At 67.0% G+C, this 21,443-nt stretch carries 21 protein-coding genes; 10 read left to right on the top strand and 11 right to left on the bottom strand.

Annotated elements, in window-relative coordinates; translation table 11 throughout:
- Positions 1–9: 9 nt before the first annotated feature.
- Positions 10–540: a hypothetical protein gene (locus CAL12_RS26360; RefSeq protein WP_086067310.1), complete on the bottom strand. Its 531-nt coding sequence runs from the start codon at positions 538–540 to the stop codon at positions 10–12.
- 117 nt (positions 541–657) lie between these two features.
- Entirely contained in the window at positions 658–1,242 is a 585-nt protein-coding gene (locus tag CAL12_RS26355; RefSeq protein WP_086067309.1) for a TIGR00730 family Rossman fold protein, read from the bottom strand.
- A 202-nt stretch (positions 1,243–1,444) separates the two neighbouring features.
- Between CAL12_RS26355 and CAL12_RS26350 the strand changes: the two genes are divergently transcribed.
- Positions 1,445–1,990, top strand: a complete 546-nt coding sequence (locus tag CAL12_RS26350) for a ferritin-like domain-containing protein (RefSeq protein WP_086067308.1) — start codon at positions 1,445–1,447, stop codon at positions 1,988–1,990.
- 79 nt (positions 1,991–2,069) lie between these two features.
- On the opposite strand, the gene rimO is transcribed toward CAL12_RS26350, so the two are convergent.
- The 3 genes from rimO to CAL12_RS26335 all read right to left on the bottom strand — a co-directional run bounded on the left by rimO (position 2,070) and on the right by CAL12_RS26335 (position 4,821).
- Complete coding sequence (gene rimO, locus CAL12_RS26345) at positions 2,070–3,560, bottom strand: 30S ribosomal protein S12 methylthiotransferase RimO (protein ID WP_232464638.1); 1,491 nt, start codon at positions 3,558–3,560, stop codon at positions 2,070–2,072.
- A 60-nt stretch (positions 3,561–3,620) separates the two neighbouring features.
- The gene (locus CAL12_RS26340; RefSeq protein ID WP_086067307.1) at positions 3,621–3,884 is read right to left on the bottom strand and encodes a helix-turn-helix domain-containing protein; all 264 of its coding nucleotides are present in this window, start codon (positions 3,882–3,884) and stop codon (positions 3,621–3,623) included.
- A gap of 271 nt (positions 3,885–4,155) precedes the next feature.
- On the bottom strand, positions 4,156–4,821 hold the full coding sequence (locus CAL12_RS26335) for a DJ-1/PfpI family protein (protein WP_232464997.1): 666 nt from the start codon (positions 4,819–4,821) through the stop codon (positions 4,156–4,158).
- Between the two features lie 259 nt (positions 4,822–5,080).
- Between CAL12_RS26335 and CAL12_RS26330 the strand changes: the two genes are divergently transcribed.
- Both CAL12_RS26330 and CAL12_RS26325 read left to right on the top strand, forming a co-directional pair.
- On the top strand, positions 5,081–6,055 hold the full coding sequence (locus tag CAL12_RS26330; protein ID WP_086067306.1) for a tripartite tricarboxylate transporter substrate-binding protein: 975 nt from the start codon (positions 5,081–5,083) through the stop codon (positions 6,053–6,055).
- Between the two features lie 7 nt (positions 6,056–6,062).
- Positions 6,063–7,058, top strand: a complete 996-nt coding sequence (locus tag CAL12_RS26325; protein ID WP_198298331.1) for a GlxA family transcriptional regulator — start codon at positions 6,063–6,065, stop codon at positions 7,056–7,058.
- 88 nt (positions 7,059–7,146) lie between these two features.
- Here the strand turns inward: CAL12_RS26325 and CAL12_RS26320 are convergent, their stop codons facing one another.
- On the bottom strand, positions 7,147–8,016 hold the full coding sequence (locus CAL12_RS26320) for an ABC transporter substrate-binding protein (RefSeq protein ID WP_086067304.1): 870 nt from the start codon (positions 8,014–8,016) through the stop codon (positions 7,147–7,149).
- Between the two features lie 336 nt (positions 8,017–8,352).
- Between CAL12_RS26320 and CAL12_RS26315 the strand changes: the two genes are divergently transcribed.
- Positions 8,353–9,261: a transporter substrate-binding domain-containing protein gene (locus tag CAL12_RS26315; RefSeq protein WP_086067303.1), complete on the top strand. Its 909-nt coding sequence runs from the start codon at positions 8,353–8,355 to the stop codon at positions 9,259–9,261.
- Positions 9,255–10,316: a succinylglutamate desuccinylase/aspartoacylase family protein gene (locus CAL12_RS26310; RefSeq protein WP_086067302.1), complete on the top strand. Its 1,062-nt coding sequence runs from the start codon at positions 9,255–9,257 to the stop codon at positions 10,314–10,316. The genes CAL12_RS26315 and CAL12_RS26310 overlap by 7 nt, the downstream gene beginning before the upstream one ends.
- A 61-nt stretch (positions 10,317–10,377) precedes the next feature.
- Here the strand turns inward: CAL12_RS26310 and CAL12_RS26305 are convergent, their stop codons facing one another.
- The 3 genes from CAL12_RS26305 to metC all read right to left on the bottom strand — a co-directional run bounded on the left by CAL12_RS26305 (position 10,378) and on the right by metC (position 13,052).
- On the bottom strand, positions 10,378–11,160 hold the full coding sequence (locus CAL12_RS26305) for an amino acid ABC transporter ATP-binding protein (RefSeq protein WP_086067301.1): 783 nt from the start codon (positions 11,158–11,160) through the stop codon (positions 10,378–10,380).
- Positions 11,157–11,807 carry an amino acid ABC transporter permease gene (locus CAL12_RS26300; RefSeq protein ID WP_086067300.1) on the bottom strand — a complete coding sequence of 217 codons (651 nt, stop codon included), beginning with the start codon at positions 11,805–11,807 and terminating at the stop codon, positions 11,157–11,159. Before CAL12_RS26300 ends, CAL12_RS26305 begins: the two co-directional genes overlap by 4 nt.
- A gap of 66 nt (positions 11,808–11,873) precedes the next feature.
- Entirely contained in the window at positions 11,874–13,052 is a 1,179-nt protein-coding gene (gene metC / locus CAL12_RS26295; RefSeq protein WP_086067299.1) for a cystathionine beta-lyase, read from the bottom strand.
- Positions 13,053–13,151: 99 nt separating this feature from the next.
- Between metC and CAL12_RS26290 the strand changes: the two genes are divergently transcribed.
- Positions 13,152–14,078 (top strand): LysR substrate-binding domain-containing protein, encoded by a 927-nt coding sequence (locus CAL12_RS26290; RefSeq protein ID WP_086067298.1) that lies wholly within the window; start codon positions 13,152–13,154, stop codon positions 14,076–14,078.
- Between the two features lie 9 nt (positions 14,079–14,087).
- Here CAL12_RS26290 and CAL12_RS26285 read toward each other — a convergent pair whose 3' ends face one another.
- The gene (locus CAL12_RS26285; RefSeq protein WP_086067297.1) at positions 14,088–15,488 is read right to left on the bottom strand and encodes an ATP-binding protein; all 1,401 of its coding nucleotides are present in this window, start codon (positions 15,486–15,488) and stop codon (positions 14,088–14,090) included.
- Positions 15,485–16,150 (bottom strand): response regulator transcription factor, encoded by a 666-nt coding sequence (locus CAL12_RS26280; protein WP_086067296.1) that lies wholly within the window; start codon positions 16,148–16,150, stop codon positions 15,485–15,487. The genes CAL12_RS26285 and CAL12_RS26280 overlap by 4 nt, the downstream gene beginning before the upstream one ends.
- A 129-nt stretch (positions 16,151–16,279) precedes the next feature.
- Between CAL12_RS26280 and CAL12_RS26275 the strand changes: the two genes are divergently transcribed.
- The 4 genes from CAL12_RS26275 (at position 16,280) to CAL12_RS26260 (ending at position 21,431) form a co-directional block, all read left to right on the top strand.
- On the top strand, positions 16,280–17,086 hold the full coding sequence (locus CAL12_RS26275; protein WP_332458723.1) for a MipA/OmpV family protein: 807 nt from the start codon (positions 16,280–16,282) through the stop codon (positions 17,084–17,086).
- A gap of 68 nt (positions 17,087–17,154) precedes the next feature.
- Entirely contained in the window at positions 17,155–18,498 is a 1,344-nt protein-coding gene (rsmB, locus tag CAL12_RS26270) for a 16S rRNA (cytosine(967)-C(5))-methyltransferase RsmB (RefSeq protein WP_086067295.1), read from the top strand.
- Positions 18,499–18,537: 39 nt separating this feature from the next.
- Positions 18,538–19,122 (top strand): DUF4390 domain-containing protein, encoded by a 585-nt coding sequence (locus CAL12_RS26265; protein WP_086067294.1) that lies wholly within the window; start codon positions 18,538–18,540, stop codon positions 19,120–19,122.
- On the top strand, positions 19,119–21,431 hold the full coding sequence (locus CAL12_RS26260) for a sensor histidine kinase (RefSeq protein WP_086067293.1): 2,313 nt from the start codon (positions 19,119–19,121) through the stop codon (positions 21,429–21,431). The genes CAL12_RS26265 and CAL12_RS26260 overlap by 4 nt, the downstream gene beginning before the upstream one ends.
- Positions 21,432–21,443: the final 12 nt, after the last annotated feature.

Raw genomic sequence — 21,443 nt, 5'->3', positions numbered from 1 at the left:
GCCGTCCGGTCAGCGCGCCAACCAGCGCAGGTTTTCCATGCCCGGCACCGCCGGCATGCTGTCCAGCGCGCCGCGCTCCAGCCAGGGGTAGGGTAGCGCGGTGATCCAGCCGAACACCGCCGGCATGGTGTCGGCGGGCAGCGTCGCCATCGATTCGATGGTGATGGTCAGGTGCTTGACCCGATGCGGTTCGGCCTGGAAGCGCCAGTCGTAGCGACCGCAGCCCACGCGCACCTTGCCGCTGGCCTTCTCCGTCATCGCCACCATCCAGTCGCAGCTGAATTCATCCAGCACCGCATCCGGCGCGGGGCGGTCCAGGTAGAAGGTGTAGACGTTGTCGTAGGTCTGGCCGAAGGCGCGCGACAGCGTATCGGCGATGGCGGGTTCGCCGGCGACTTCGGAAGGGAAGGCGATCGCCTGCGTCTTGAGCACCATGTTCAGGCGCGCATCGGGCGCGAAGGCGCGGGCCATGTACCAGGGACGGTTTTCGTCCTTGGCGTGGAAATAATCGCGCAGCAGTTGTTCGGTGGTGGTTTTCATGGAGCTTGTCTGGGTCGCCTGTCTTGATCGGGTCGCCTGCGTGGCGTTGATTCTTCGTGTGCATGCCTGCCTTGCCCGTGCCCGTGCCGGCGCCCCTGCGGGCGCTCCTGCCGTGCACTACTTGGCTGGCGCTATCCATTTCGACACGGTGGGCGGCGTGTAGCCGGCGAATTGCTCCAGCAGCCGACCTGGATCGCTATCTACCGCCAGCATGGCGCGGTGCTGCGGCCGCATGAAGGCTTCTTCCACCGTGTGATCCAGGAATTCCGTCAGCTTGTCGAAATAGCCGGCGATATTCAGCAGGCCGCAGGGCTTGGCGTGAAAGCCCAGCTGCGCCCAGGTCCAGGTTTCGAAAATTTCTTCCAGCGTGCCGACGCCGCCGGGAAGCGCCACGAAGCCGTCGGCCTTTTCCGCCATCAGCGTCTTGCGTTCGTGCATGGACGTCACGACGTGCTGCTCGGTCAGTCCGCGGTGGGCCAGTTCCTTTTTGACCAGCGCTTCGGGGATCACGCCGATGGCGCGACCGCCGCTTTCCAGCACCGCGTCGGCCAGGATGCCCATGATGCCGTTGCTGGACCCGCCGTACACCAGCCCCAGGCCACGCCGCGCCAGCTCGCGGCCGAAGGCACGGGCCGCTTCGGCATAGACAGGCTGCCGGCCGGCATTCGAGCCGCAGTACACACAGATGTTTTCGAGTTTCATGCTTGCGTCGGGATCGAAACTTGCTTAGGCACAAACCTAAGACCGAAGCCCGGTAGTTTACGCAAGTTTGACGGCGGGACCGCCGGGGCGGCGATACGTTTGGACACAGCACCGATCGAGTTCCCGTCGGTGCATTTCACGATCGAGCGAGGCGGCCATGGTCGCCGCCTTCGTCCAACGCCCTAGACAAGGAGAGTGTCATATGGATATGTCCACCCAATCGAAAAAGGCCGATTTCCACGTTGACGTGCAGGCGATGCGCGAGCGTGCCCGCAAGGGCCTGGAAGACGGCGCGGTCACCGATACCTACCGTGCCGACCGCGAGACCGTGCTGCGCCTGCTGAACGATGCCCTGGCCACCGAGCTGGTCTGTGTGCTGCGCTACAAGCGCCACTTCTTCATGGCGCGCGGCATGAACGCCGAGCCGGTGGCGGCGGAATTCGCCGAGCACGCAACGGAAGAGCAGCAGCACGCCGATCGCATCGCCGAACGCATCGTGCAACTGGGCGGCGAACCGGACATGAACCCGGCCAATCTTGCCAAGCGCAGCCATTCCGAATATGTCGAAGCGTCCTCGCTGGAAGACATGATCAAGGAAAACCTGGTGGCCGAGCGGATCGCCATCGATAGCTACAAGCAGATCGTCGACTATATCGGCGAAGACGATCCCACCACGCGCCGCCTGATGGAAGAAATCCTGGCTGTGGAAGAAGAACACGCCGACGACCTGTCGGACTTCCTGGACTGAGCGTTGCTGGATTGAACGGCGCGCTGCCCGGGCGATCAGGCCCGGGCAGCGGCGCGGCCCTTTTCGGCGCCGCGCGTTTTCAACGCTCGATCGCGTCGGCCCACAAGTCGTATTCGTCCGCGTCCGTCACCGTGGCGCGGATCAGGTCGCCCGGCTTGAGCGGCCGTTCCGACGCCACATAGACGCTGCCGTCGATTTCCGGCGCGTCGGCGCTGCTGCGGCCGATGGCGCCGTCTTCATCGACCTCGTCGATCAGCACTTCGATTTCGCGTCCCACGCGCGCCTGCAGGCGCTCCGCCGAAATCTGCTGCTGGTGCGCCATGAAGCGCTCCCAGCGCTCCTGCTTGACTTCATCCGGCACGGCATCGCCCAGCGCGTTGGCGGGCGCGCCTTCCACCGGCGAATACTGGAAACAGCCGACCCGATCCAGTTGGGCTTCGCTCATCCAGTCCAGCAGGTATTGGAAGTCTTCCTCGGTCTCGCCGGGGAATCCCACGATGAAGGTGGACCGCAGCGTCAGGTCCGGACAGATCTCGCGCCATTTCTTGATGCGCGCCAGGGTCTTGTCTTCGAACGCCGGGCGCTTCATGGCTTTCAGGATGCGCGGGCTGGCATGCTGGAACGGGATGTCCAGATAGGGCAGGATCTTGCCTTCCGCCATCAGCGGGATCACTTCGTCGACGTGCGGGTAGGGATAGACGTAGTGCAGGCGGGTCCAGACGCCCAGTTCCGACAGCGCCGAACAGAGTTCGGTCATGCGGGTCTTGACCGGCCGGCCGTTCCAGAAACCGCTGCGGTATTTCAGGTCCACGCCGTAGGCGCTGGTGTCCTGCGAAATCACCAGCAGTTCCTTGACGCCGGCCTTCACCAGCCGTTCCGCTTCGTTCAGCACGTCGCCGACCGGACGGCTGACCAGGTCGCCGCGCATCGACGGGATGATGCAGAAGCTGCAGCGGTGGTTGCAGCCCTCCGAAATCTTCAGGTAGGCATAGTGCCGCGGCGTCAGCTTGATGCCTTGCGGCGGCACCAGATCCAGGTAGGGGTTGTGCGTGGCGCTGGGAGGCGCGGCCTGATGCACGGCGCGCACCACCTGCTCGTACTGCTGCGGGCCGGTCACCGCCAGCACGCTGGGATGCACGTCGCGGATGGCGGATTCCTCGATGCCCATGCAGCCGGTGACGATCACCTTGCCGTTCTCGGCCAGCGCTTCGCCGATCGCTTCCAGCGATTCGGCCTTGGCGCTGTCGATGAAGCCACAGGTGTTCACGACCACGACATCGGCGTCGTCATAGGACGGCGTGACGTCGTAGCCTTCGGTGCGCAGCTGGGTCAGGATGCGTTCGGAATCGACCAGCGCCTTGGGACAGCCCAGCGAAACGAAGCCGACGCGCGGCGCGCGGCTGCTGCCGCTATCCGCGGTGACGGCCTTGGCCGTGGCCAGGCCGTTACCGGCGACGTCGGCAGCACCCGCTGGCGACGCGCCGACGTCGCTGCGGGGAGCCGTGGCGCCCATGCCATCGGCCGTATTGCTGGAGCCGTTGGCGGCTCGCGATTTTTCCAGGATTTCCAATCTAGTTCACCGTGGTTACGCGCACGGGTACAGGCCGTGCGGCGGGATAGTCGTTTCGATTCAGGCGGGCGGCAGGCCGGACTCGTCCGCATGCCAGCGCGGCAGGTCGCGCAGGGTTTCAGGGTGCAGCATCGCCACCTGCAACAGTGTCTTGGCCGCGCCGGAGGGATTGCGCCGGCCCTGCTCCCAATCCTGCAAGGTGCGCACGCTGACGCCCAGCAGTTCCGCGAAGTCGGCCTGGGGCAGGCCGACGCGGCTGCGCGCTTCGCTGATGCGCGACGGCTGCCGCCGGGCGGCGCGCGCCGGCGGGAGGTTTTTTTCCATGATTGATCGATGCGTGGGTGGAGCGGCTGCGTGCCGCCACCCGGGTTCTAGCCGCCGCGCCGTGACGGCACGGGGATGAGGGCGGAATTATACGGCATTGCCGTATTCCCGTGATGGGGGTATGCGCAGGGGTCTTGGAGGCATGAAGGCCCAGGGGCCCAGAGGCAAAGAGGCACAGAGCCCAGAGGCGCAAAGGGCCAGGGCCAGGGGCCAGAGGCCATGGGCGAGAGGCACGACGCCCGGAGGCCCAAGGCCACCCTGGCCTCGCCAGCTAGGCGACGCGTTTCCCGGCGACGCGCGCGGAGACTTCGCGCCGGCGCTCGAGCATGTCGCGGGCGGACGTCCGCACCTGCTCGACCAGTTCCGGCGCCGCGACCCGCGGGTGGCCGCTCTGGTAGGGCGGCGCGGGATCGTATTCCAGCATCAGCTGCAGCGCCTTCGCGGGCCCTTCGCCGCGCAGCCTGGCCAGCACCGTGAAAGCGAAATCCAGGCCGGACGTCACGCCCCCGCCGGTGATCCTGTTCCCGTCCACCACGACACGATCCGGCACCGCCTCGACGCCGAACAAGGCCAGTTGGTCGATCGACATCCAGTGGCAGGTAGCCTTGCGCCCGTCCAGCAATCCCGCGGCCGCCAGCAGCAGCGATCCGGTGCAGACCGAGGTGACCAGCTCCGCGCCGGCCGCCTGTTGGCGCAGGAAGCCGATGACGTCGTCATCCTCCATCAACGGCGTCTGGCCCGGCCCGCCCGGCACCACGATCACGTCGTACTGCGGCGCGTCGTCGAAGCTCCTGTCGGGCGTGAGCACCAGGCCGGTGTCGCCCCTGACGGGCTCGCGGTTTTTCCAGACCAGCTCGGCCTGGCAATCCGGCGCGCGCGCCAGGACTTCGAAGGGTCCCAGGATGTCCAGCGACGTCACCAGCGGGAAGACCAGCATCCCTATGCGGGTCTTGCGGGACTGGCCCTTGGCGTCCGGGGTTTGCGCATCGCGGCTTTCGGTATCGGTTCTCATGATGTCACCCTGCCAGCACGGCGCCAACCGCGCCGGACATTTGCGTGCCATTTGAGGACATCGCCGCGATACGCGCACCGGGAATGTCCTGAAATGGCATGCATATGTCCAGTCGCCATGGCCCCGGACGGCGAAACTCGCGGCTAGGGGAACCGCCCGTCGGCGGTCTATATAAAGGTCGATCATGAATCGCAGACGCAAAGCCCTGCACATGCTGGGCGGCCTGGCGTTGATACGCCCGGCGCTTTCGATGGCATCCGACGCCCATCCGGGCGTGATCCGTTTGCTGGTGGGATTCCCGCCCGGCGCGACGGGCGACAGGATAGCCAGAGTGGTGGCGCCGGTCCTGGCGGCCGCGTTGCAAGCCAACGTGGTGGTGGAGAACCGTTCCGGCGCGGGCGGACAGGTTGCCGTGGGCTACGCGAAAACCGGACCGACCGACGGCAGCGTCCTGCTGCAGACCATAGGCTCGTCGATGGTGATCTATCCCCACACCTACCGGAACCTGCCCTACGACCCATTCAAGGATTTCGTTCCCGTCGGCACCGTCGCCACCGCGCCGATCGCCTTCGCCTGCGCGCCCACGGTGCCCGCCAAAACCTTGAAGGAAGCCGTCGCCCTGATCCGCCAGAACCCCGAGTTCGGCTTCTACGGTTCGCCGGCTTCCGGCAGCGTCTTCCATTTCTCGGGAGTGCTGCTCCAGCGCGCCATGGACTGCAAATTCACGCACGTCGCCTATCGCGGCTCGGCGCCGGCGTTGGCCGACGTGCTGTCGGGGCAGATCCCGTTCGCCTTCCTGGCGCCCAGTGATATCCTGGACCATCATCGCGCGGGCAAGCTGAAGATACTGGCCGTGACGGGAACGTCGCGCGCCTCCCAGCTGCAGGACGTGCCGACGTTTCCGGAAGAAGGCTACAAGGAACTGGTCAGCCAGGAGTGGTTTTCCTATTTCCTGGCGCGCAACGTCGGCGCCGCCACCGTGGAACGCTACCGGAGCATCGTGCAGGCCCTGGTGAAGGATGAAAAAGTCCGCGCGCCGCTGCTGGCCGCCGGGCTGGAAATCGGCGATGGGGACGCCGCCACCCTGGCCGACACCATGAAGAGGGAATATGCCCAGTGGAAGCAGGTTGTCCAGGAAATCGGTTTCGCCGCGGACTGACGCGGTCGTGGCGCGCCTGCCCGCCGTGGGCACTCGGGAAGTCGGGATCGTCGTTTTCAACGACGTCCTGCTGCTCGACGCGACCGGGCCCGCCGACGTGTTCAGCCGGGCCAATCATCACCAGCGCCGCGCCGACGAACCGGATCGTTACCGCGTCACGGCGATTTCCTCATTCGGCGGCGAGATCGCCACGTCCTCCGGCCTGCGCCTGCAGAGCGCCGCGCTGCCGCCGCCCGACATCTGCGCCTTCGACACGCTGATCGTCGCCGGCGGACCCGGCGTGATGAATGCGAAGCACGACCTGCAGCTCAGGAACTGGCTCCTGGCGGTGGCGCCCCGCGTGCGGCGCGTGGGCTCGGTCTGCACGGGCGCGTTCGTGCTGGCCGAGTCGGGCCTGCTGGATGGCGGGCCGGCGACGACGCATTGGGGATATATCCAACGCTTCGCCCATCTTTATCCGGCGGTGCGCGTGCATGAAGACACGCTGTTCACGCGCCAGGGCAAGATGTTCACGTCGGCCGGCGCTTCCGCCGGCATCGATCTTGCCCTGAGCCTGGTCGACGAGGATTTCGGCAGGGAGCTGGCCCTGGCGATCGCGCGCGATCTGGTGGTGTTCCGCGTGCGAGCGCCGGGACAAGGGCAGCAAAGCACGGCGCTCGCCGCCTACGGCGGTACCACCGACCGCCTGCGGCGGGCCACCGACTTCATCCTGGCGCGGCTGGAGCAAGGCGTGACGGTGGATGAAGTGGCCGAACATGTCTGCCTGGGTACGCGTCAGCTGGCGCGTACGTTCAAGGACGTGTTCGACCTGTCGCCCAACCAATACATCAGGGCCGCCCAGGTGGACCTGGCGCGGGAACTGCTGTCCGGCACGAACCAGTCGCTGGACAAGATCGCGCTGCGCTGCGGCTTTTCCGGGCGGCAACAAATGGCACGCGCCTTCGAACGCCGCCTGGGCGTGTCGCCCATGTCGTTCAGGACGGACGCCGGCACGGCGGCGTAGCGCCCGGGACGGGGCGTGGCATGAATTACAGCGCGTGCCGCCGCAATCGATACCGGACGCCCGTCGCCGCTCGACCGGCTATTTGTTGCTATTTACCGGCCTGCGCGTTGGCCGCCGCCTCCTGCTCGGCGCGGCGTATGGTCCCGACCATATCGTATTGCTCGCCCACCCATTTCCTGCCGATGCGTTCGATGGTGCCGTCCGCCATCATGGCGGCGATGGCCTGGTCGACGCTCGCGCGCAGGGCCGGTTCGTCCTTGGCCATGGCCGCCGCCGACAGCTGATAGGTCAGCGGCTCGCCGACTTCCTTGATGGGAAGGTGATTGACGTTCGCATACTTCAGACCGCCGAAATGCGAAATGATGACCGCGTCGATGCGGCGGTTGCCCAGGTCGGCGAACACCAGGCCGCCGTTGTCATAGGTCTTGATCTCCGATCGGGTCAGGTGTGCCCGCGACCACGATTCGTTGGAAGAGCCGGTGGTGACGCCGATGCGCTTGCCCGCCAGGTCGTCCTGCGAGCGGATGTCGGTATTGTCCTGGCGCACGAATATGCGGAAGTCTTCCACGCCGTAGGGCGAGGAAAAGTCCACCTGCTTCGCCCGTTCGGCGGTGGGCGTCAGGTCGTTCATGACCAAGTCGTACTTGTCCGCCTTCAAGCCCTCGACGAAGTTCTTGAAGGCGTCCGCGACGAATTCGACCTTGGGAATGCCCATGCGCCTGGCGACTTCGTACGCCATATCGATGTCGTAGCCGGCCGGCTGGTTGGCGTCGTTCAGGAAGGTCCAGGGCGGCGAGCTCTGGGTATTGGCGATGCGGATGACCCCCGCCGCCTGGATGCGCGCCAGCAGGCGGTCGCCGGCGCTCCATGCCGGTTGGACGGCCAGCAGGGCGCAGGCGGGCACGATGGCCGCGATGGCCGCGCGGACGCGGGCAAAGGTCTTGGTGCGGATGTTCATGCATTCCCCCGTGATGTCATGGCGCCATCGCCTGGTCGGCGGGCTGCGGGGCAGTCTCGGGCATCGGGCCCGGCGGGGTCAACGCCCGGCGGCACTATGTTCAGAAGCACAGGTTATCGGGTAGCCGCGCTACGTGGGGCCAGGCTGCCTTGCGCGCCTGCACCTATAAGTGCCGCTTATTAGCCAAGCGCCCCGCTCGCTTGCCGCTGGCCCCCGCCCATTCAAGAATGCCGCCAGGCACCGGCAGCTACGCCGGCATGCCGGTTCGCATGGCCGTGGACGGCAAGCCCGCGCCGCGCGCCGGACGATCGATCGCTACAAGGGGAGCGCCAGCTCATGAACGACCATACATCTGCCCGCACGCCGGCAGCCGGACGCAAGTCCGGGCACACCAACCTGGTCCTTGGACCATCCACACGGACGGCCGCGAGGCGCCGTGCTTTCATCACGGCATTGATGGCAGCCCCGGCGCTGCTGATGGCGCTGCCCGCGCAGGCGGCGGACAACTCGCTGAATGACCTGCGCCAGCGTGGCGTCGTGCGCGTCGCCAATACGCAGACCAGCCCGCCATGGAGCTTCCTGGGACAGGACAACGCCCCGGCCGGCTACGATGTTGCCGTCGCGCGCGAGATGTTCCGCCGCATCGGGATCCCCAAGGTCGAATTCGTCGCGGACAAGTTCAAGAATTTCATCGAAGGCATCAACACCGGCAAGTACGACGTGGTCGTGAACAGCCTGGCCAAAACGCCCGACCGTGAAAAGGTCGTTGATTTCACCGTGCCTTATGCGGTGCAGGATTTCCGCATCTGGGTCAACGAAAAGAACCAGGACATCCGCGACGCCGCCACCCTGAAAGGCCACAGCGTCGGCGTCAGCGCGGGTACGTCCAACGAACTATGGGCGCGGCGCAATCTGCCGGATTCGGAAATACGCACCTATGAAGGCGGCGGCTTCCTCTACAACGACCTGGTCAGCGGACGCCTGGATTCCGTCATCGACTCGTACGTGCACGGCAATAGCGTGCGCACCGTCAACAAGCTGCCCGTCAAGCCGGTCGGCGAGCCCCTGGTGTATTCGCTGGGCGCCGCCATCGTTCCCAAGGGCGCGGCAGCGCTGCGCGAGGCCATGGACAAGGCGTTGACGGACATGCGCGCCGATGGAACGCTGGAACGGTTTGGCCACGAATACGTCGGCACCGACTACGACATGGTAGGCAACATGAACAAGGCAACGAAAGCATGGTGAAGCAGTCAGACACAACGGCACAGGCGGGGACGGCGGATCGCCAACCCGTCGCCAACCCCATCAAATGCGAGATCGACCTGGACGCGGCGGGCAAGCAGGTGGGATTCCTGCGCCTGCCCCATTCGGTCCATCGATCGGCCTATGGGTGGCTGCCCATACCCATCGCGTCCATACGCAACGGAACGGGGCCCACCGTCATCATCAGCGCCGGCACGCATGGCGACGAATACGAAGGGCAGATCATCGTTTCCCGGCTGATACGCGAAATCGAGCCGGAAACCGTCACGGGACAACTGATCCTGCTGCCGATGGCCAATGCGCCGGCGGCCGAGGCCGGCATGCGCACGTCTCCGATCGACAACGGCAACCTGAACCGGCTTTATCCCGGCGATCCCGCCGGCACGCCTTCGCAGGTCATCGCGCACTACATCGAGCATGTGCTGCTGGCGCGCGCGCAATACATGGTGGACCTGCACTCGGGCGGCACTTCGCTGCAATACGACGGCGCCAACATGATGGGCCTGGAGCCTCGCGATGCCGAAGAAGAAACGCACGTCATCGGCCTGTTGAAGGCCTTCGGCTTGCCCAAGGCCTTCCTGTACCAGCCCAACGCCGTCAATGTGACGGCTGCCGCGCGGCGGCAAGGGGCCATCTGCTTCCTGACCGAACTCGGCGGCGGCGGCAATGTCGATCCCGCGCTGGTCGGGCAGGGCATGCAGGGGCTGCTGCATCTACTGGGCTACATGGGCGTGCTGCATGGCGACATGGTGCCTGCCGCGCCGCCCGCGCAGGCGCGGCTGATGACGATAGATCGCAGCGCGCACTACGTGTATGCCTACGATAACGGTATCTGCGAACCCCTGGTGGCCTTGGGCGCCAAGGTGCGTAAAGGCCAGCCCGCCGCCTTGATCCATTTTCCGGACACGCCGCTGCGGCCGCCGCAGACGGTGTACTTCCCCGGCGATGGCGAAGTCGTCTGCAAGCGGGCGCTGGCCATGGTCCGGCGCGGCGACTGCATCTTCCAGATGGCCAGCGAACGTCGCCCGCTGGTCTGAGCGCGTACAAGCGCGCCATGGGGCGCCATGGGGCGGCCGCGCCGCGCCTGGCGCCCGGCGGTCAGACCACGCGGCGCAGGAACTGCCGGCAGCGTTCGCTGGCGGCTTCGCTGAAGAATAGCTGCGGCGTCGTGTCTTCCACGATATGGCCGCCTTCCATGAACACGATGCGATCCGCCACGTCGCGTGCGAAGCGGGTCTCGTGGGTGACGACCAGCATGGTCATGCCTTCCGCCGCCAGTTCCCGCATCACCTGCAGCACGTCGTCGCGCAGTTCGGGATCCAGCGCCGAGGTCGGCTCGTCGAAGAAGATCACTTCCGGCTGCATGGCCAGCGCGCGGGCGATGGCGACCCGCTGCTTCTGGCCGCCCGACAGCTTGCCGGGATAGGCATCGGCCTTGTCACGCAGGCCCACGCGCGTCAACAGCGCCAGCGCCTGTTCCCTGGCCGTGGCGCGCGCCACGCCCTTGACGGATATCAGTCCCTCCATCACGTTCCCGGCCGCCGTCATGTGCGGGAAAAGATTGAAGGATTGAAAGACCATCGCCGTCTTCCTGCGGATGTCCAGCGCCTTGCGGCGGGCATCGCGCCGCAGCCTGGGGCCTGCGTTTTCGACGGCCGTTCCGGCCACCTCGATATAGCCCTCGTCCGCCAGTTCCAGGAAGTTCAAGGAGCGGATGAAGGTGGTCTTGCCCGAGCCGGAGGGGCCCATGATGACCACGACCTCTCCTTGTCCTACGCTCAGGTCTATGCCGCGCAGGACGATGTTGTCGCCAAAGCGCTTGCTCAGGCCGCGCACGCACAGCGCCGTGCGTTGCGGCTCGACGCGGTCGGGATTCGTCATTGGTAGCGCCTCGACAGAGTGGTTTCGAGCCATGTCTGGCCCAGGGTCAGTATCTGGTTGATGATCCAGTAGATCGCGCCGACGATCAGGAACATGTCCATGTAGCGGAAGGTGCTGGCGCCCAGCTGGTCGGCCACGCGGGTCAGCTCCACGACGGTGATGGTGGACGCCAGCGAGGTGTCCTTCATCAGGGCGATCAGGCGGCTGCCCAGCGGCGGGATGGCGATGCGCAAGGCCTGTGGCAGGATGATGCGGACCAGGGTGCGGCGATAGCCCATGCCCATGGACCATGCTGCTTCCCACTGTCCCCGATCCACACCCGATATGCCGGAGCGGAAGTTTTCGCTCAGGTAGGCCGCGGAAAACAGCGTCAGGGCCAGCAGCGCGGCCGGGATCGGTTCGATGACCAGGCCGATATTCGGCAAGCCGAAGTAGATCAGCAGGATCTGGATCAGCAAGGGCGTGCCGCGGAAGACCGACACGTAGGCGAAGGCGAACCAGCGCAGCGGCGCTATCTCGGAGATGCGGGCCAGGCAGACCAGCATGCCCAGCGCGCTGCCCAGGATGAAAGAAGAAAATCCCAGCCCCAGGGTCACCAGCACCGCTTTCTGCAGCAAGGGCAGGGCGCGCAAAAAAAGATCAAGCATCGATATACCCCTTCAGCCGCCGGTCGGCCGGCGTGCTTCTGATTCTGCGCCGGGCGCGCCGACGATTCAGGCTCCGCCTGTGGCGGGCGCCCGGTTGGACGGATGCCGCGCATAGCCTTGCAGCGCGGCGGCCAGATCGGCGATCAGCGCGTCCTTGTCCTCCAGCCCGATGGCCAGGCGAACGATGGGCTGGTCGGTGACGGGAAACGCCCGCTGGGCTTGCAGCGGCGCGGGATAGTAGGCCGCCAGGCTGTGCACGCCGCCCCAGCTCGCGCCGATCGAAAAGCGTTGCAGGGAATCGAAGAAGCCGTGAAAAGCCGCTTCCGGCGCCGGCTTCAGGATGACGGAGAACAGGCAGCCGCTGCCGCGGAAGTCGCGCTTCCACACGGCATGGCCGGCGTCGCCCTCCAGCGCCGGGAACAGCAACCGCTCGACTTGCGGCTGGTTCTGCAGCCAGCGAGCGATATCCAGGGTGGTGGCGCTTTGCGCGTCCAGCCTCACCTTCAGGGTTTCCAGCCCACGCAGGACCAGGAAGCAATCGTCAGGGCTGACCTGCTGCCCCAATATGCTCTGGGTCTCGCGCAGCACCTCGTAGTGGGCGTGGTCGTTCATGGAGATCGCGCCCATCAGCAGATCCGAATGCCCGCCAAACAGCTTGGTGGCCGCCTCGATGCTGAAGTCCACGCCGTGTTCCAGCGGGCGGAAGCCGAGCGGGCTGGCCCAGGTGTTGTCCATCATGGTCAGCACGCCGCGGCGCCGGGCGGTGGCCGCGACGGCGGGGATGTCGGGCATCTCCATGCTGACGGTGCCCGGCGCTTCCATGCAGATCATCCGCGTATTGGGGCGGATCAGCGCGTCGATATCGGCGCCGATATCAGGCCGATAGAGCTCCACCTGCACCCCCATGTGCGCTAGCCATTTTTCGCTGAAGGTCTTCAGCGCGCCATAGCAGGCGGCCGACACCAGCAGATGGTCGCCACCCCGGACGAAGCCCATCACCGTGGTCATCAGCGCCGACTGGCCCGACGGCGTGATCACGCAATGCCGTCCCCCTTCCAGCGCCGCGATCCGGCTTTCCAGCAGGCGCGCCGTGGGCGTGCCCGTGATGCCATAGCTGTAGCCGTCGGGTTGCCGCCGTTTGCGCTTGACGAAGTCGTCGAAGGTTTTGAACACGACGGTCGAGGCCCGCAGCACGGGCGGGGAAAGACTGTCGAAGGGCTCATCGTTGGGAAGCGCGAGGGTCATGTGGGCATCGCCGGAAAGGGAAAACGAGCCTAGCAGTCTAGTAGCGCTGCCTATAAACTCAACCGCCGATCCCATTAGGTGAATAAGCAGGGCTTATATATGGAAATGCGCGATATCGAGGTCTTCCGTGCCGTCATGCGCGCCGGCACCACCAGCAAGGCGGCGACCTTGCTGGGCGTGTCCCAGCCCGCGGTGAGCCAATCGATACGCAAGCTGGAAGGCGCTTCCGAGCTGCGGCTGTTCGAACGCATACGCGGCCGCCTGGTGCCCACGCCCGAGGCCCAGGCACTGATCGTCGAGGTCGATCGCTGCTTCGCCGGTTTCGAGATCATCGAGCATCGCATACGCAGCTTGAAATCATTCGGCCTGGGACGCCTGGCCGTGGCTTCATTTCCCGCGCTGGGTACCGGCTTCATGCCGCGCGCGATCGCCGCATTCGACCTGGCATCGCGGCGCGCCCACATGTCGTTCCAGATCATGAGCTCGCGCGAAGTGCTGCAGCAGGTGTCGGCGGGCCAGCTGGATTTCGGCCTGATGGCCGATGAGCTGTCCGTCGCGGGCCTGGAGCATTCCGAGTTCCTGAGCGTGCCGGGCGTCATCGTGATGCGCAGGGACCATCCCTTGACGGCGCGCCGCGTGATCCAGCCGCGCGACCTGGTCGAACATCCCTTCATCGCCTTGAACCCGGAAGACGCCAGCCGGCGCCGCCTGGAACAGGCCCTGGCGAAGGAAGGCAAGGCCATCCGCGCCGTCCTGGAAACGCCGTATTCGAATTCGGTATGCGAGCTGGCGCTGCGCGGCGTCGGCATGGGCATGGTGCATCCCATCATCGGCCTGGACTACCTGGAACGCGGCCTGGTCATGCGTCCGTTGTCGCTGGACATACGGTTCACCGGCCTCCTGGTGTTTCGCCCGGGCATGCCGTTGTCCGAGAACGCGAAAGCGCTGCTGCGCGTGATGCGCATACAGATGGATGCCGACCTGAAAGCACTGCGCCACGCGCTGAGCAAGGCCGCGGCCGTTTGAAGTGGCGATTCAGGCAGGCGTCGAGGCCGCCTGCGCCGCCTGCCCCTCATGCGCGGCAAAGCGCACGGCCAGATGGAAGCCCCGCTCCGCGGGCATCTCCACCAGCTCGGCCGCGTGCAGCCGCGCGATGCGCGCGACGAGCGACAGGCCGATGCCCGTCCCGCCTTCGGCCCTGCCGGGCACCCGGAAGAAACGGTCGTAGATGCGGCGGCGATAGGCCGCCGGAATGCCCGGGCCATCGTCCGAAATGGCGAGCACCGGCACACCGTGATCCAGGCCGCAGGACACCTTGATGTGCCCCCGTTCCGGCGTATAGCGCACGGCGTTGTCCACCAGGTTCCCCAGCAGGATGCCCAGGGCGTCGATGTTTCCCCGCACCGGACAGCTTTCGGCGGCGATGGCGACCTTCTGCGATTTGTGCGCGGCCTTGCTTTCGAAATCGCGCACCACCAGGTCGACGATATCCGCCAGGTCCACGTCTTCCATGGACAGGGCCTCGTCCGAATCCAGTCGGGCCTGATCCAGCAATTGTTCGACGATGCGCGCGGCGCGCGCCGCGACGGCCTGCAGCTTGGCGGCCTCGGCGCGGGTCGTATCGATGTCATGCGACGACGTCGCGCGCTGGGCCTGCGCCTGGATCGCGGCCAGCGGCGTGCGCAGTTCATGCGCGGCATCCGCGATCAGTTGGCGTTCGCGCGCCAGCGCCGCTTCCTGGCGTTCCAGCAACTGATTGATCGCGATGACGAAGGGGCGGATCTCGCTGGGCAAGCGGTCCTGCCGCAAGGGCGAGTTGTCGAACGGCGAGCGGCGCGCGATCACGTCGCGGGCCTGGTCCAGCGCGCGCAGGCTCATGTGGACGGCCGTCCACATGATGATCGCCAGCAGCAGGAAGATCCCCACTGCGGCGAACACGCCTTCCCTGACCCATGCCTTGTAGGTCGCCGCCACGTCGGCCTGGCCCTTGGCGGTCTGGACCTGTATCGTCCCGGTGCGGTCCGACAGCGCATACACGCGCCAGGTCTCGTTGTCCGCGTCGATGGAACTGAAGCCTTCGGAGAAGCTGGGCTTCATGGGCCGGTCCGGCGCGCGGGGCGAGCGCAGGATGAGCTTGCCCGAGGGCATGTGCCAGACCTGGAAAAGCATGTCGCCCTTCGGGTCCGCCTCGCTGTCCGGCAGGCTGTAGGCGGCGATGGAATCATGGGGCGACAAGGTGCGCGGGATGGATTCGACGATCTGCCTGGCGACGTCGCGCAACCGCTCGTCCAGGTAGCCGGTCTCCGGCCGCTTCAGGTCCCAGGCGCGCAGCGAATACCAGGCGCCGCCGAAGGCAACGATGCCGATCAGCATGGCGCACAGCAGCCGGAAGCGCAGGCTGTCGTGCTGCGCGGCCAGGGCGCGCCAGGCCATCATGGCCGCGCCTCGCCGATGCGGTAGCCGAAGCCGTGCACCGTCGCGATCAGCTCGTTGCCCAGCTTGCGGCGCAACTGGTGGATATAGACCGCGACGGTATTGCTTTCGATGGTGCCATGGCGGCCGTACACCGCGTCTTCCAGCTGTTCGCGGGTGACCACGTGGCCCTGGCGTTCCAGCAGCGCGACCAGCGTGCGGTACTCGTGGATGCTGAGCTTGACCGGCTGGCCCGCCAGCATGACATGGCGGCGCGTCGGGTCGACCTGGACGTCGCCGATGCGCATCAGCGGCACCACGCGGTGGCTGGCCCGCCGGGTCACGGCGCGCAGCCGCGCCAGCAGCTCCTCGACGGGAAAGGGCTTGACCAGGTAGTCGTCCGCGCCTTCGTCCAGTCCCTTAATCCTGTCGCTGAGCCGGTCGCGCGCCGACAGGATGACGACGGGGGTGGCGTCGTAGCGTTCGCGCACGCTTTTCAGTATGCCCAGGCCGGAGCCGTGCGGCAGCTGCAGGTCCAGCAGGATCGCGCCGTAGTCGTGGTCGGTCACCGCGGCGCGCGCCTGCGCCGCATCGGTCATCCAGTCGACCGCATAGCCCGCTTCCCGCAGACCGCCGCATAGGGCGTCCCCCAGCATGGGGTCGTCCTCGATTAGCAGTATGTGCAAGGCATGGTCTCCGGTTCGGGAATGACGCGCAGATTACGGGTCCGGAATTAAAAAACTTTTAAAACGCCTTGCCGAGAATCCCGTCCCGGAAGGCCGCCCCGTCGCGCGGCCATGCGCGAGGGCAAATCAATGGCAATCAAATCTGGGGTGCTGCGTTCCCGCGGCGTATCGTTCGCAGGGCGCCGGCTGCACGCCGCCTGGGCGGGGCTGGGGGTGTGGGCCATGCTGGCGGGCGGCGCCGCCCACGCCGAAAACAGCGTGGGCCTGGGCGTGGGGATCGTACCCGAATACGCCGGCGCCAAGGATTACCACGCCAGGCCGGTGCTGCAGCTTTCCTACGAGCGCGGCGCGTTTTTCGTCGGCACCAACGACGGCCTGCCGACCCTGGGCCTGCAGACCAGGCTGGCGCCGGACTGGCAGGCCGGGGTGTTCGCCGGCCTGCGGCTGGGGCGGGACGCGGACGATTACGACCGCCTGGAAGGCCTGGACGACATCGACACCCATGCCACCGCGGGCGCCTTCGTGCGCTGGCAGCCCGGCCGCTGGCGCGTGACCGCGACGGCAATCCAGGCCTTGCGGTCGGGTTATGGCACGCGTGTGGAGCTGAACGGATCGTATGCCGTGTGGCAGTCCGGGCCCCACGCCGTGCGCCTGGGCGCGGAAACCGCCTGGGGCAGCCACGACGATATGTCCACGTGGTTCGGCGTCAGCAGCTCGGAGTCCGCGCGCAGCGACGCCGGCTTGCGGAGCTATTCGGCGGGCGCGGGCTTCCGGTCGGCCACGCTGTATGCCAACTGGCGCTACGACCTGGCCCCGCAATGGAGCCTGTCCACCACGCTGGGCGTGCGCAGCCTGCTGGGCGATGCGCGCGACAGCCCCATCGTCGAGCGCCGCACGTCGGCCTTCGGAGTCGTGGGGATCAGCTATCGGTTCTGACCGCCGGCCGCGCCGCCCGCGAGCAGGTACCATTACGGGGTTACCCACCCCCGCCTTATCGCTTCCCCATGCCAGACCCGACGTCATCCCCCGCAACCGCGGCGCCGTTGCGCGATCTCCTTGCGGAAAGCGCCGCGGTCGTGCGGGCGGTACTGGGGGGCCGTTCCATGACCGACGCCATCGCCGAGGTACCGGCGCCCGTGCGCGCCGGCACGCAGGCGCTTTCCTTCCATGCCATGCGCCGGCTGGGAGAAGCCCGCGCCCTGCGTCGCATCCTGGCGCCGCGCACGCCTCCCGAGCCGCTGGCCGAAGCGTTGTTGCTGGTCAGCCTCACGCTGCTGCTGCCCGAGGCCACGCCGTCCGCGCCGTCCACGTCATCCGCGCCGGTATACGCGCCTTACACCGTCGTCGACCAGGCCGTGCAGGCCGCCGCCGGCATGCCTCGCGTCGAGCCGCTCAAGGGCCTGGTGAACGGCTTGCTGCGCTCCTTCCTGCGTGACCGGGACACCCTGCTGCCGCAGCTCGCGCGCCAGATCGAGGCGCGCTGGAACCACCCGCAATGGTGGGTGGACAAGCTGCGATCGGCCTATCCGGAACACTGGGAATCCATATTGGCGGGCGCCAACATCCCGTCCCCGCTGACCTTGCGGGTCAATCGCCGCCGCGCCACGCGGCAGCAGGTGCTGGACGCGTTCCATGCGGCCGGCATCGGCGCCCGCCCGGTGGCGGATATGGGCATCCTGCTGGACCAGCCCCGTCCGGTGCAGCGCCTGCCGGGTTTCGACGACGGCTGGTGGTCGGTCCAGGATGCCGGCGCGCAACTGGCCGCGCCGCTGCTGGGCGTATCGGACGGCATGCGAGTGCTGGACGCCTGCGCCGCGCCCGGCGGCAAGACGGCCCACCTGCTCGAGCTGGCCGATATCGACCTGCTGGCCCTGGATGCCGACGCGGGACGCCTGCAGCGCGTGGGCGACAACTTGCGCCGGCTGGGCCTGGATACGCCGCGCGTCGCGCTGCGCGCCGCCGATGCCGCCGACCCGGGAGCCTGGTGGGACGGCAAGCCTTTCGATGCCGTGCTGGCCGACGTCCCGTGCACCGCGTCGGGCATCGTCAGGCGGCACCCGGACATCCGCTGGCTGCGTCGGGCCGACGACGTCGCGCGTACCGTCAAGTTGCAGGCCCGCATCGTCGACGCGCTATGGCGCACCGTGGCGCCGGGCGGCCGGCTGTTGTACGTGACCTGTTCCGTATTCCCCGACGAAGGCGAGCGCCAGGCCGCCGCCTTCGCCGCCCGCCACGCCGATGCGCGGCGCCTGGAAGCGCCCGGGCAGTTGCTGCCCGTCGCGTCCGGCGCAACAGACACGACACAACATGACGGCTTTTTCTATGCCTTGTTTGCCAAGGCCAGCTGAATCGCCAAGAATAAAGGGGTTGCAGCGCTGATTCATCGTATGCCCATATCCACGCGCCTGTTCGTGCTCTTGCTGGCCACCGTGCTATCGCTGCCGTGGGCGGGGATCGCGCACGCCGCCGATCCCAAGGTCGTCAATGTCGATCCCGTCATCCGCAATGGCAAGGTGGAAATCGACGCGGACATCCGCGTCGAACTGAACGACCAGCTGCGCGAGGCGGCCGAACGCGGCGTGCCGCTGTATTTCACCGCCGACATCGTCATCACGCGTTCGCGCTGGTGGTGGCTGGACACCACGGTGGCCGACACCAACATGACCTGGCGTATCGTCTACAACGCCTTGACGCGCCAGTGGCGCGCCGGCGTCGGCGAATTGAATCTGCCGGTGCAGTCGCTGGACGCCGCCATGGACATGGTGCGGCACATACGCGGCTGGGCCGTGGCCGACGCCGGCGATCTGGCCACCGGCGTGCGCTACGACGGCCGCTTGCGCCTGCGCCTGGATACGTCGATGCTGGCGCGGCCGTTCCAGGTCAACGCCTTGAACAGCAGTTCCTGGTCCTTGGCCACGCCGTGGAAGGACTTCGACTTCGCCCTCGCCGATCCCGCGGGAGACAAGCGATGAGGCTGCTCCTGCGCATCGCCCTGGTCGCGGGTGCGCTGGCCGGCATGCTGCTGCTGGGCCTGCTGGCCTGGTCCACCGGCAATGCTTCGCGCCTGGCGCGCTACTACGACGCGCTGCTGCTGCTGAACGGCGTGGTCGCGCTGGCGCTGTTCGCCTGGGTCGTGGCGCTGACCGTCAAGCTCGTGCGCCAGATCCGGCGGCGCCAGTTCGGCGCACGCCTGACGGCGCGCTTCGCCCTGGCCTTCACGCTGATCGGCGTGGTGCCGGGCGCCCTGATCTACACCTTGTCGGTGCAGTTCATGTCGCGATCCATCGAGTCCTGGTTCAACGTGCGGGTCGACAGCGCCCTGGAATCCGGCCTGAACCTGGGCCGCGCCGCGCTGGACTCGCTGCTGGCCGACCTGGATGCGCGGGCGCGCTCCATGGCCACGGAACTGAACCGTTCCAGCGAAGCCAACATCGCGTTGACGCTGACCCGCCTGCGCGAAGCCAACGGCGTCCAGGAAGCGCTGGTATTCACGGGCGGCGGCCGCATGATCGCCTTTTCCACCAGCCAGTACGGCCAGTTGCTGCCGGAACTGCCGCCCGCCACGGTGCTGAACCAGTTGCGCCTGTCGCGCGGCTATTCCGCCGCCGAAGCCGACGATCCGCTCGACCGGGGGCAGGGCGGCCTGCACCTGCGGGTGGTGATACCGCTGATCTCGCCCGACCGCTTCGATAGCCTGGGCAGCGCCGGCGGCGAACCACGCTGGCTGCAGTTGGTGCAGCCGGTACCCGACCAGATCGCGCACAATGCCAACCGCGTGCAGCAGGGGTTCCGCGATTACCAGGAACTGGCGCTGTCGCGCCTGGGCCTGCGCAAGCTCTATGGCATCACCTTGACGCTGGCCCTGCTGGTATCGGTGTTCACCGCCATTGCCGTCGCGCTGTCGCTGTCCAAGCGGCTGGTGCGTCCGCTGCTGCGCCTGGCCGCCGGCACGCAGGCGGTGGGCATCGGCGATTACCGGCCCCTGCCCGAACCGCCGGAACGCGATGAAGTCGGCCAGCTGACGCGTTCCTTCAATGCCATGACGCGCCAGCTGGACGAAGCGCGCCGCATGGTCGAAAGCAACCGGCAGCAGCTGGAGCGTTCCAACGTCTATCTGGAAAGCGTGCTGTCGAACCTGTCCTCCGGCGTGCTGGTATTCGACGAAGGATTCCGCGTCACCACGGTGAACCAGGGCGCGCAGACCATCCTGCAGGCCGACCTGCGCTCGGTCATCGGCAGGCCCCTGGAAACCGTGGAGGGCATGCTGCCGTTCGCGCAGATCGTCCGGCAGGCCTTCGCCGCGCACACCGCCGTGGGGTCGGAGCGCCTGCACTGGCAGCAGCAGTTCGAAATCCAGTTGAGTCCCGCCGCCAGCCACCCCGCCGCCCAGCAGGCCGCCACGCTGCTGGCGCGCGGCACCCATCTGCGCGTCGATGGCCGCGGCAATGGCTATCTGGTGGTGTTCGACGACATTACCGAGCTGATGTCGGCCAACCGCGCCGTTGCCTGGGGCGAAGTCGCGCGCCGGCTGGCGCACGAGATCAAGAACCCGCTGACCCCCATCCAGCTGTCGGCGGAGCGCCTGGCCATGAAGCTCGCCGACCGCCTGGAACCCAAGGACAGGAGCATGCTGGAGCGCTCCACCAACACCATCGTCAACCAGGTCGCCTCGCTCAAGCACATGGTCGACGACTTCCGCGAATTCGCGCGCACGCCGCCGGCCGTCATGAAGCGCATCGACTTCAATGAACTGGTCTCCGACGTCCTGACCCTGTACGGCTGGGACCCGGTCGAAGGCCTCGTGCGCGATCACGTCAATTCGCTCAACCTGGAAGTCGCCCTGGAGCCCGGCCTGCCGGCCATCGAAGGCGATCCCACGCAATTGCGGCAGGTGATCCACAACCTGCTGGCCAACGCGCGCGATGCCATCGCCGGCCAGCAGGAGGGCAAGGTCCGCGTGTCCACGCAGCTGACGCGCGCGCGCCAGGGCGACGGCGAAGAGCAATTGGCCCTGCGCTTCACGGTGGCCGATACCGGTCCGGGCTTCTCTCCGCAGGTCATGCAAAGGGCCTTCGAACCCTACGTCACCACCAAGGCGCACGGGACTGGGTTAGGATTGGCGATCGTCCGCAAGATCGTGGAAGAGCATGGCGGGCGTATCGATCTTGCGAACCGGCGCGAAGGCGGGGCTCGCATTTCGATACTGTTGACCCGCCTGGCGGGCGGGGTCGATACTCTGGACGCAACCGCACAACAACAGGATAATGCGGCTACGCAATAGGTGGACGGGTTT

Source organism: Bordetella genomosp. 8, from assembly GCF_002119685.1.
Taxonomy (GTDB): Bacteria; Pseudomonadota; Gammaproteobacteria; order Burkholderiales; family Burkholderiaceae_B; genus Bordetella_C.
This window is presented reverse-complemented; position numbering and strand designations above follow the sequence as displayed.

What these genes read in the sequence shown, in the direction of transcription:
- CAL12_RS26360 (WP_086067310.1), bottom strand. Translation starts at nt 540, where the DNA reads ATGAAAACCACCACCGAACAACTGCTGCGCGATTATTTCCACGCCAAG.
- CAL12_RS26355 (WP_086067309.1), bottom strand. Translation starts at nt 1,242, where the DNA reads ATGAAACTCGAAAACATCTGTGTGTACTGCGGCTCGAATGCCGGCCGG.
- CAL12_RS26350 (WP_086067308.1), top strand. Translation starts at nt 1,445, where the DNA reads ATGGATATGTCCACCCAATCGAAAAAGGCCGATTTCCACGTTGACGTG.
- CAL12_RS26340 (WP_086067307.1), bottom strand. Translation starts at nt 3,884, where the DNA reads ATGGAAAAAAACCTCCCGCCGGCGCGCGCCGCCCGGCGGCAGCCGTCG.
- CAL12_RS26335 (WP_232464997.1), bottom strand. Translation starts at nt 4,821, where the DNA reads ATGCTGGTCTTCCCGCTGGTGACGTCGCTGGACATCCTGGGACCCTTC.
- CAL12_RS26330 (WP_086067306.1), top strand. Translation starts at nt 5,081, where the DNA reads ATGAATCGCAGACGCAAAGCCCTGCACATGCTGGGCGGCCTGGCGTTG.
- CAL12_RS26320 (WP_086067304.1), bottom strand. Translation starts at nt 8,016, where the DNA reads ATGAACATCCGCACCAAGACCTTTGCCCGCGTCCGCGCGGCCATCGCG.
- CAL12_RS26315 (WP_086067303.1), top strand. Translation starts at nt 8,353, where the DNA reads ATGAACGACCATACATCTGCCCGCACGCCGGCAGCCGGACGCAAGTCC.
- CAL12_RS26310 (WP_086067302.1), top strand. Translation starts at nt 9,255, where the DNA reads ATGGTGAAGCAGTCAGACACAACGGCACAGGCGGGGACGGCGGATCGC.
- CAL12_RS26305 (WP_086067301.1), bottom strand. Translation starts at nt 11,160, where the DNA reads ATGACGAATCCCGACCGCGTCGAGCCGCAACGCACGGCGCTGTGCGTG.
- CAL12_RS26300 (WP_086067300.1), bottom strand. Translation starts at nt 11,807, where the DNA reads ATGCTTGATCTTTTTTTGCGCGCCCTGCCCTTGCTGCAGAAAGCGGTG.
- metC (WP_086067299.1), bottom strand. Translation starts at nt 13,052, where the DNA reads ATGACCCTCGCGCTTCCCAACGATGAGCCCTTCGACAGTCTTTCCCCG.
- CAL12_RS26290 (WP_086067298.1), top strand. Translation starts at nt 13,152, where the DNA reads ATGGAAATGCGCGATATCGAGGTCTTCCGTGCCGTCATGCGCGCCGGC.
- CAL12_RS26285 (WP_086067297.1), bottom strand. Translation starts at nt 15,488, where the DNA reads ATGATGGCCTGGCGCGCCCTGGCCGCGCAGCACGACAGCCTGCGCTTC.
- CAL12_RS26275 (WP_332458723.1), top strand. Translation starts at nt 16,280, where the DNA reads ATGGCAATCAAATCTGGGGTGCTGCGTTCCCGCGGCGTATCGTTCGCA.
- rsmB (WP_086067295.1), top strand. Translation starts at nt 17,155, where the DNA reads ATGCCAGACCCGACGTCATCCCCCGCAACCGCGGCGCCGTTGCGCGAT.
- CAL12_RS26265 (WP_086067294.1), top strand. Translation starts at nt 18,538, where the DNA reads ATGCCCATATCCACGCGCCTGTTCGTGCTCTTGCTGGCCACCGTGCTA.
- CAL12_RS26260 (WP_086067293.1), top strand. Translation starts at nt 19,119, where the DNA reads ATGAGGCTGCTCCTGCGCATCGCCCTGGTCGCGGGTGCGCTGGCCGGC.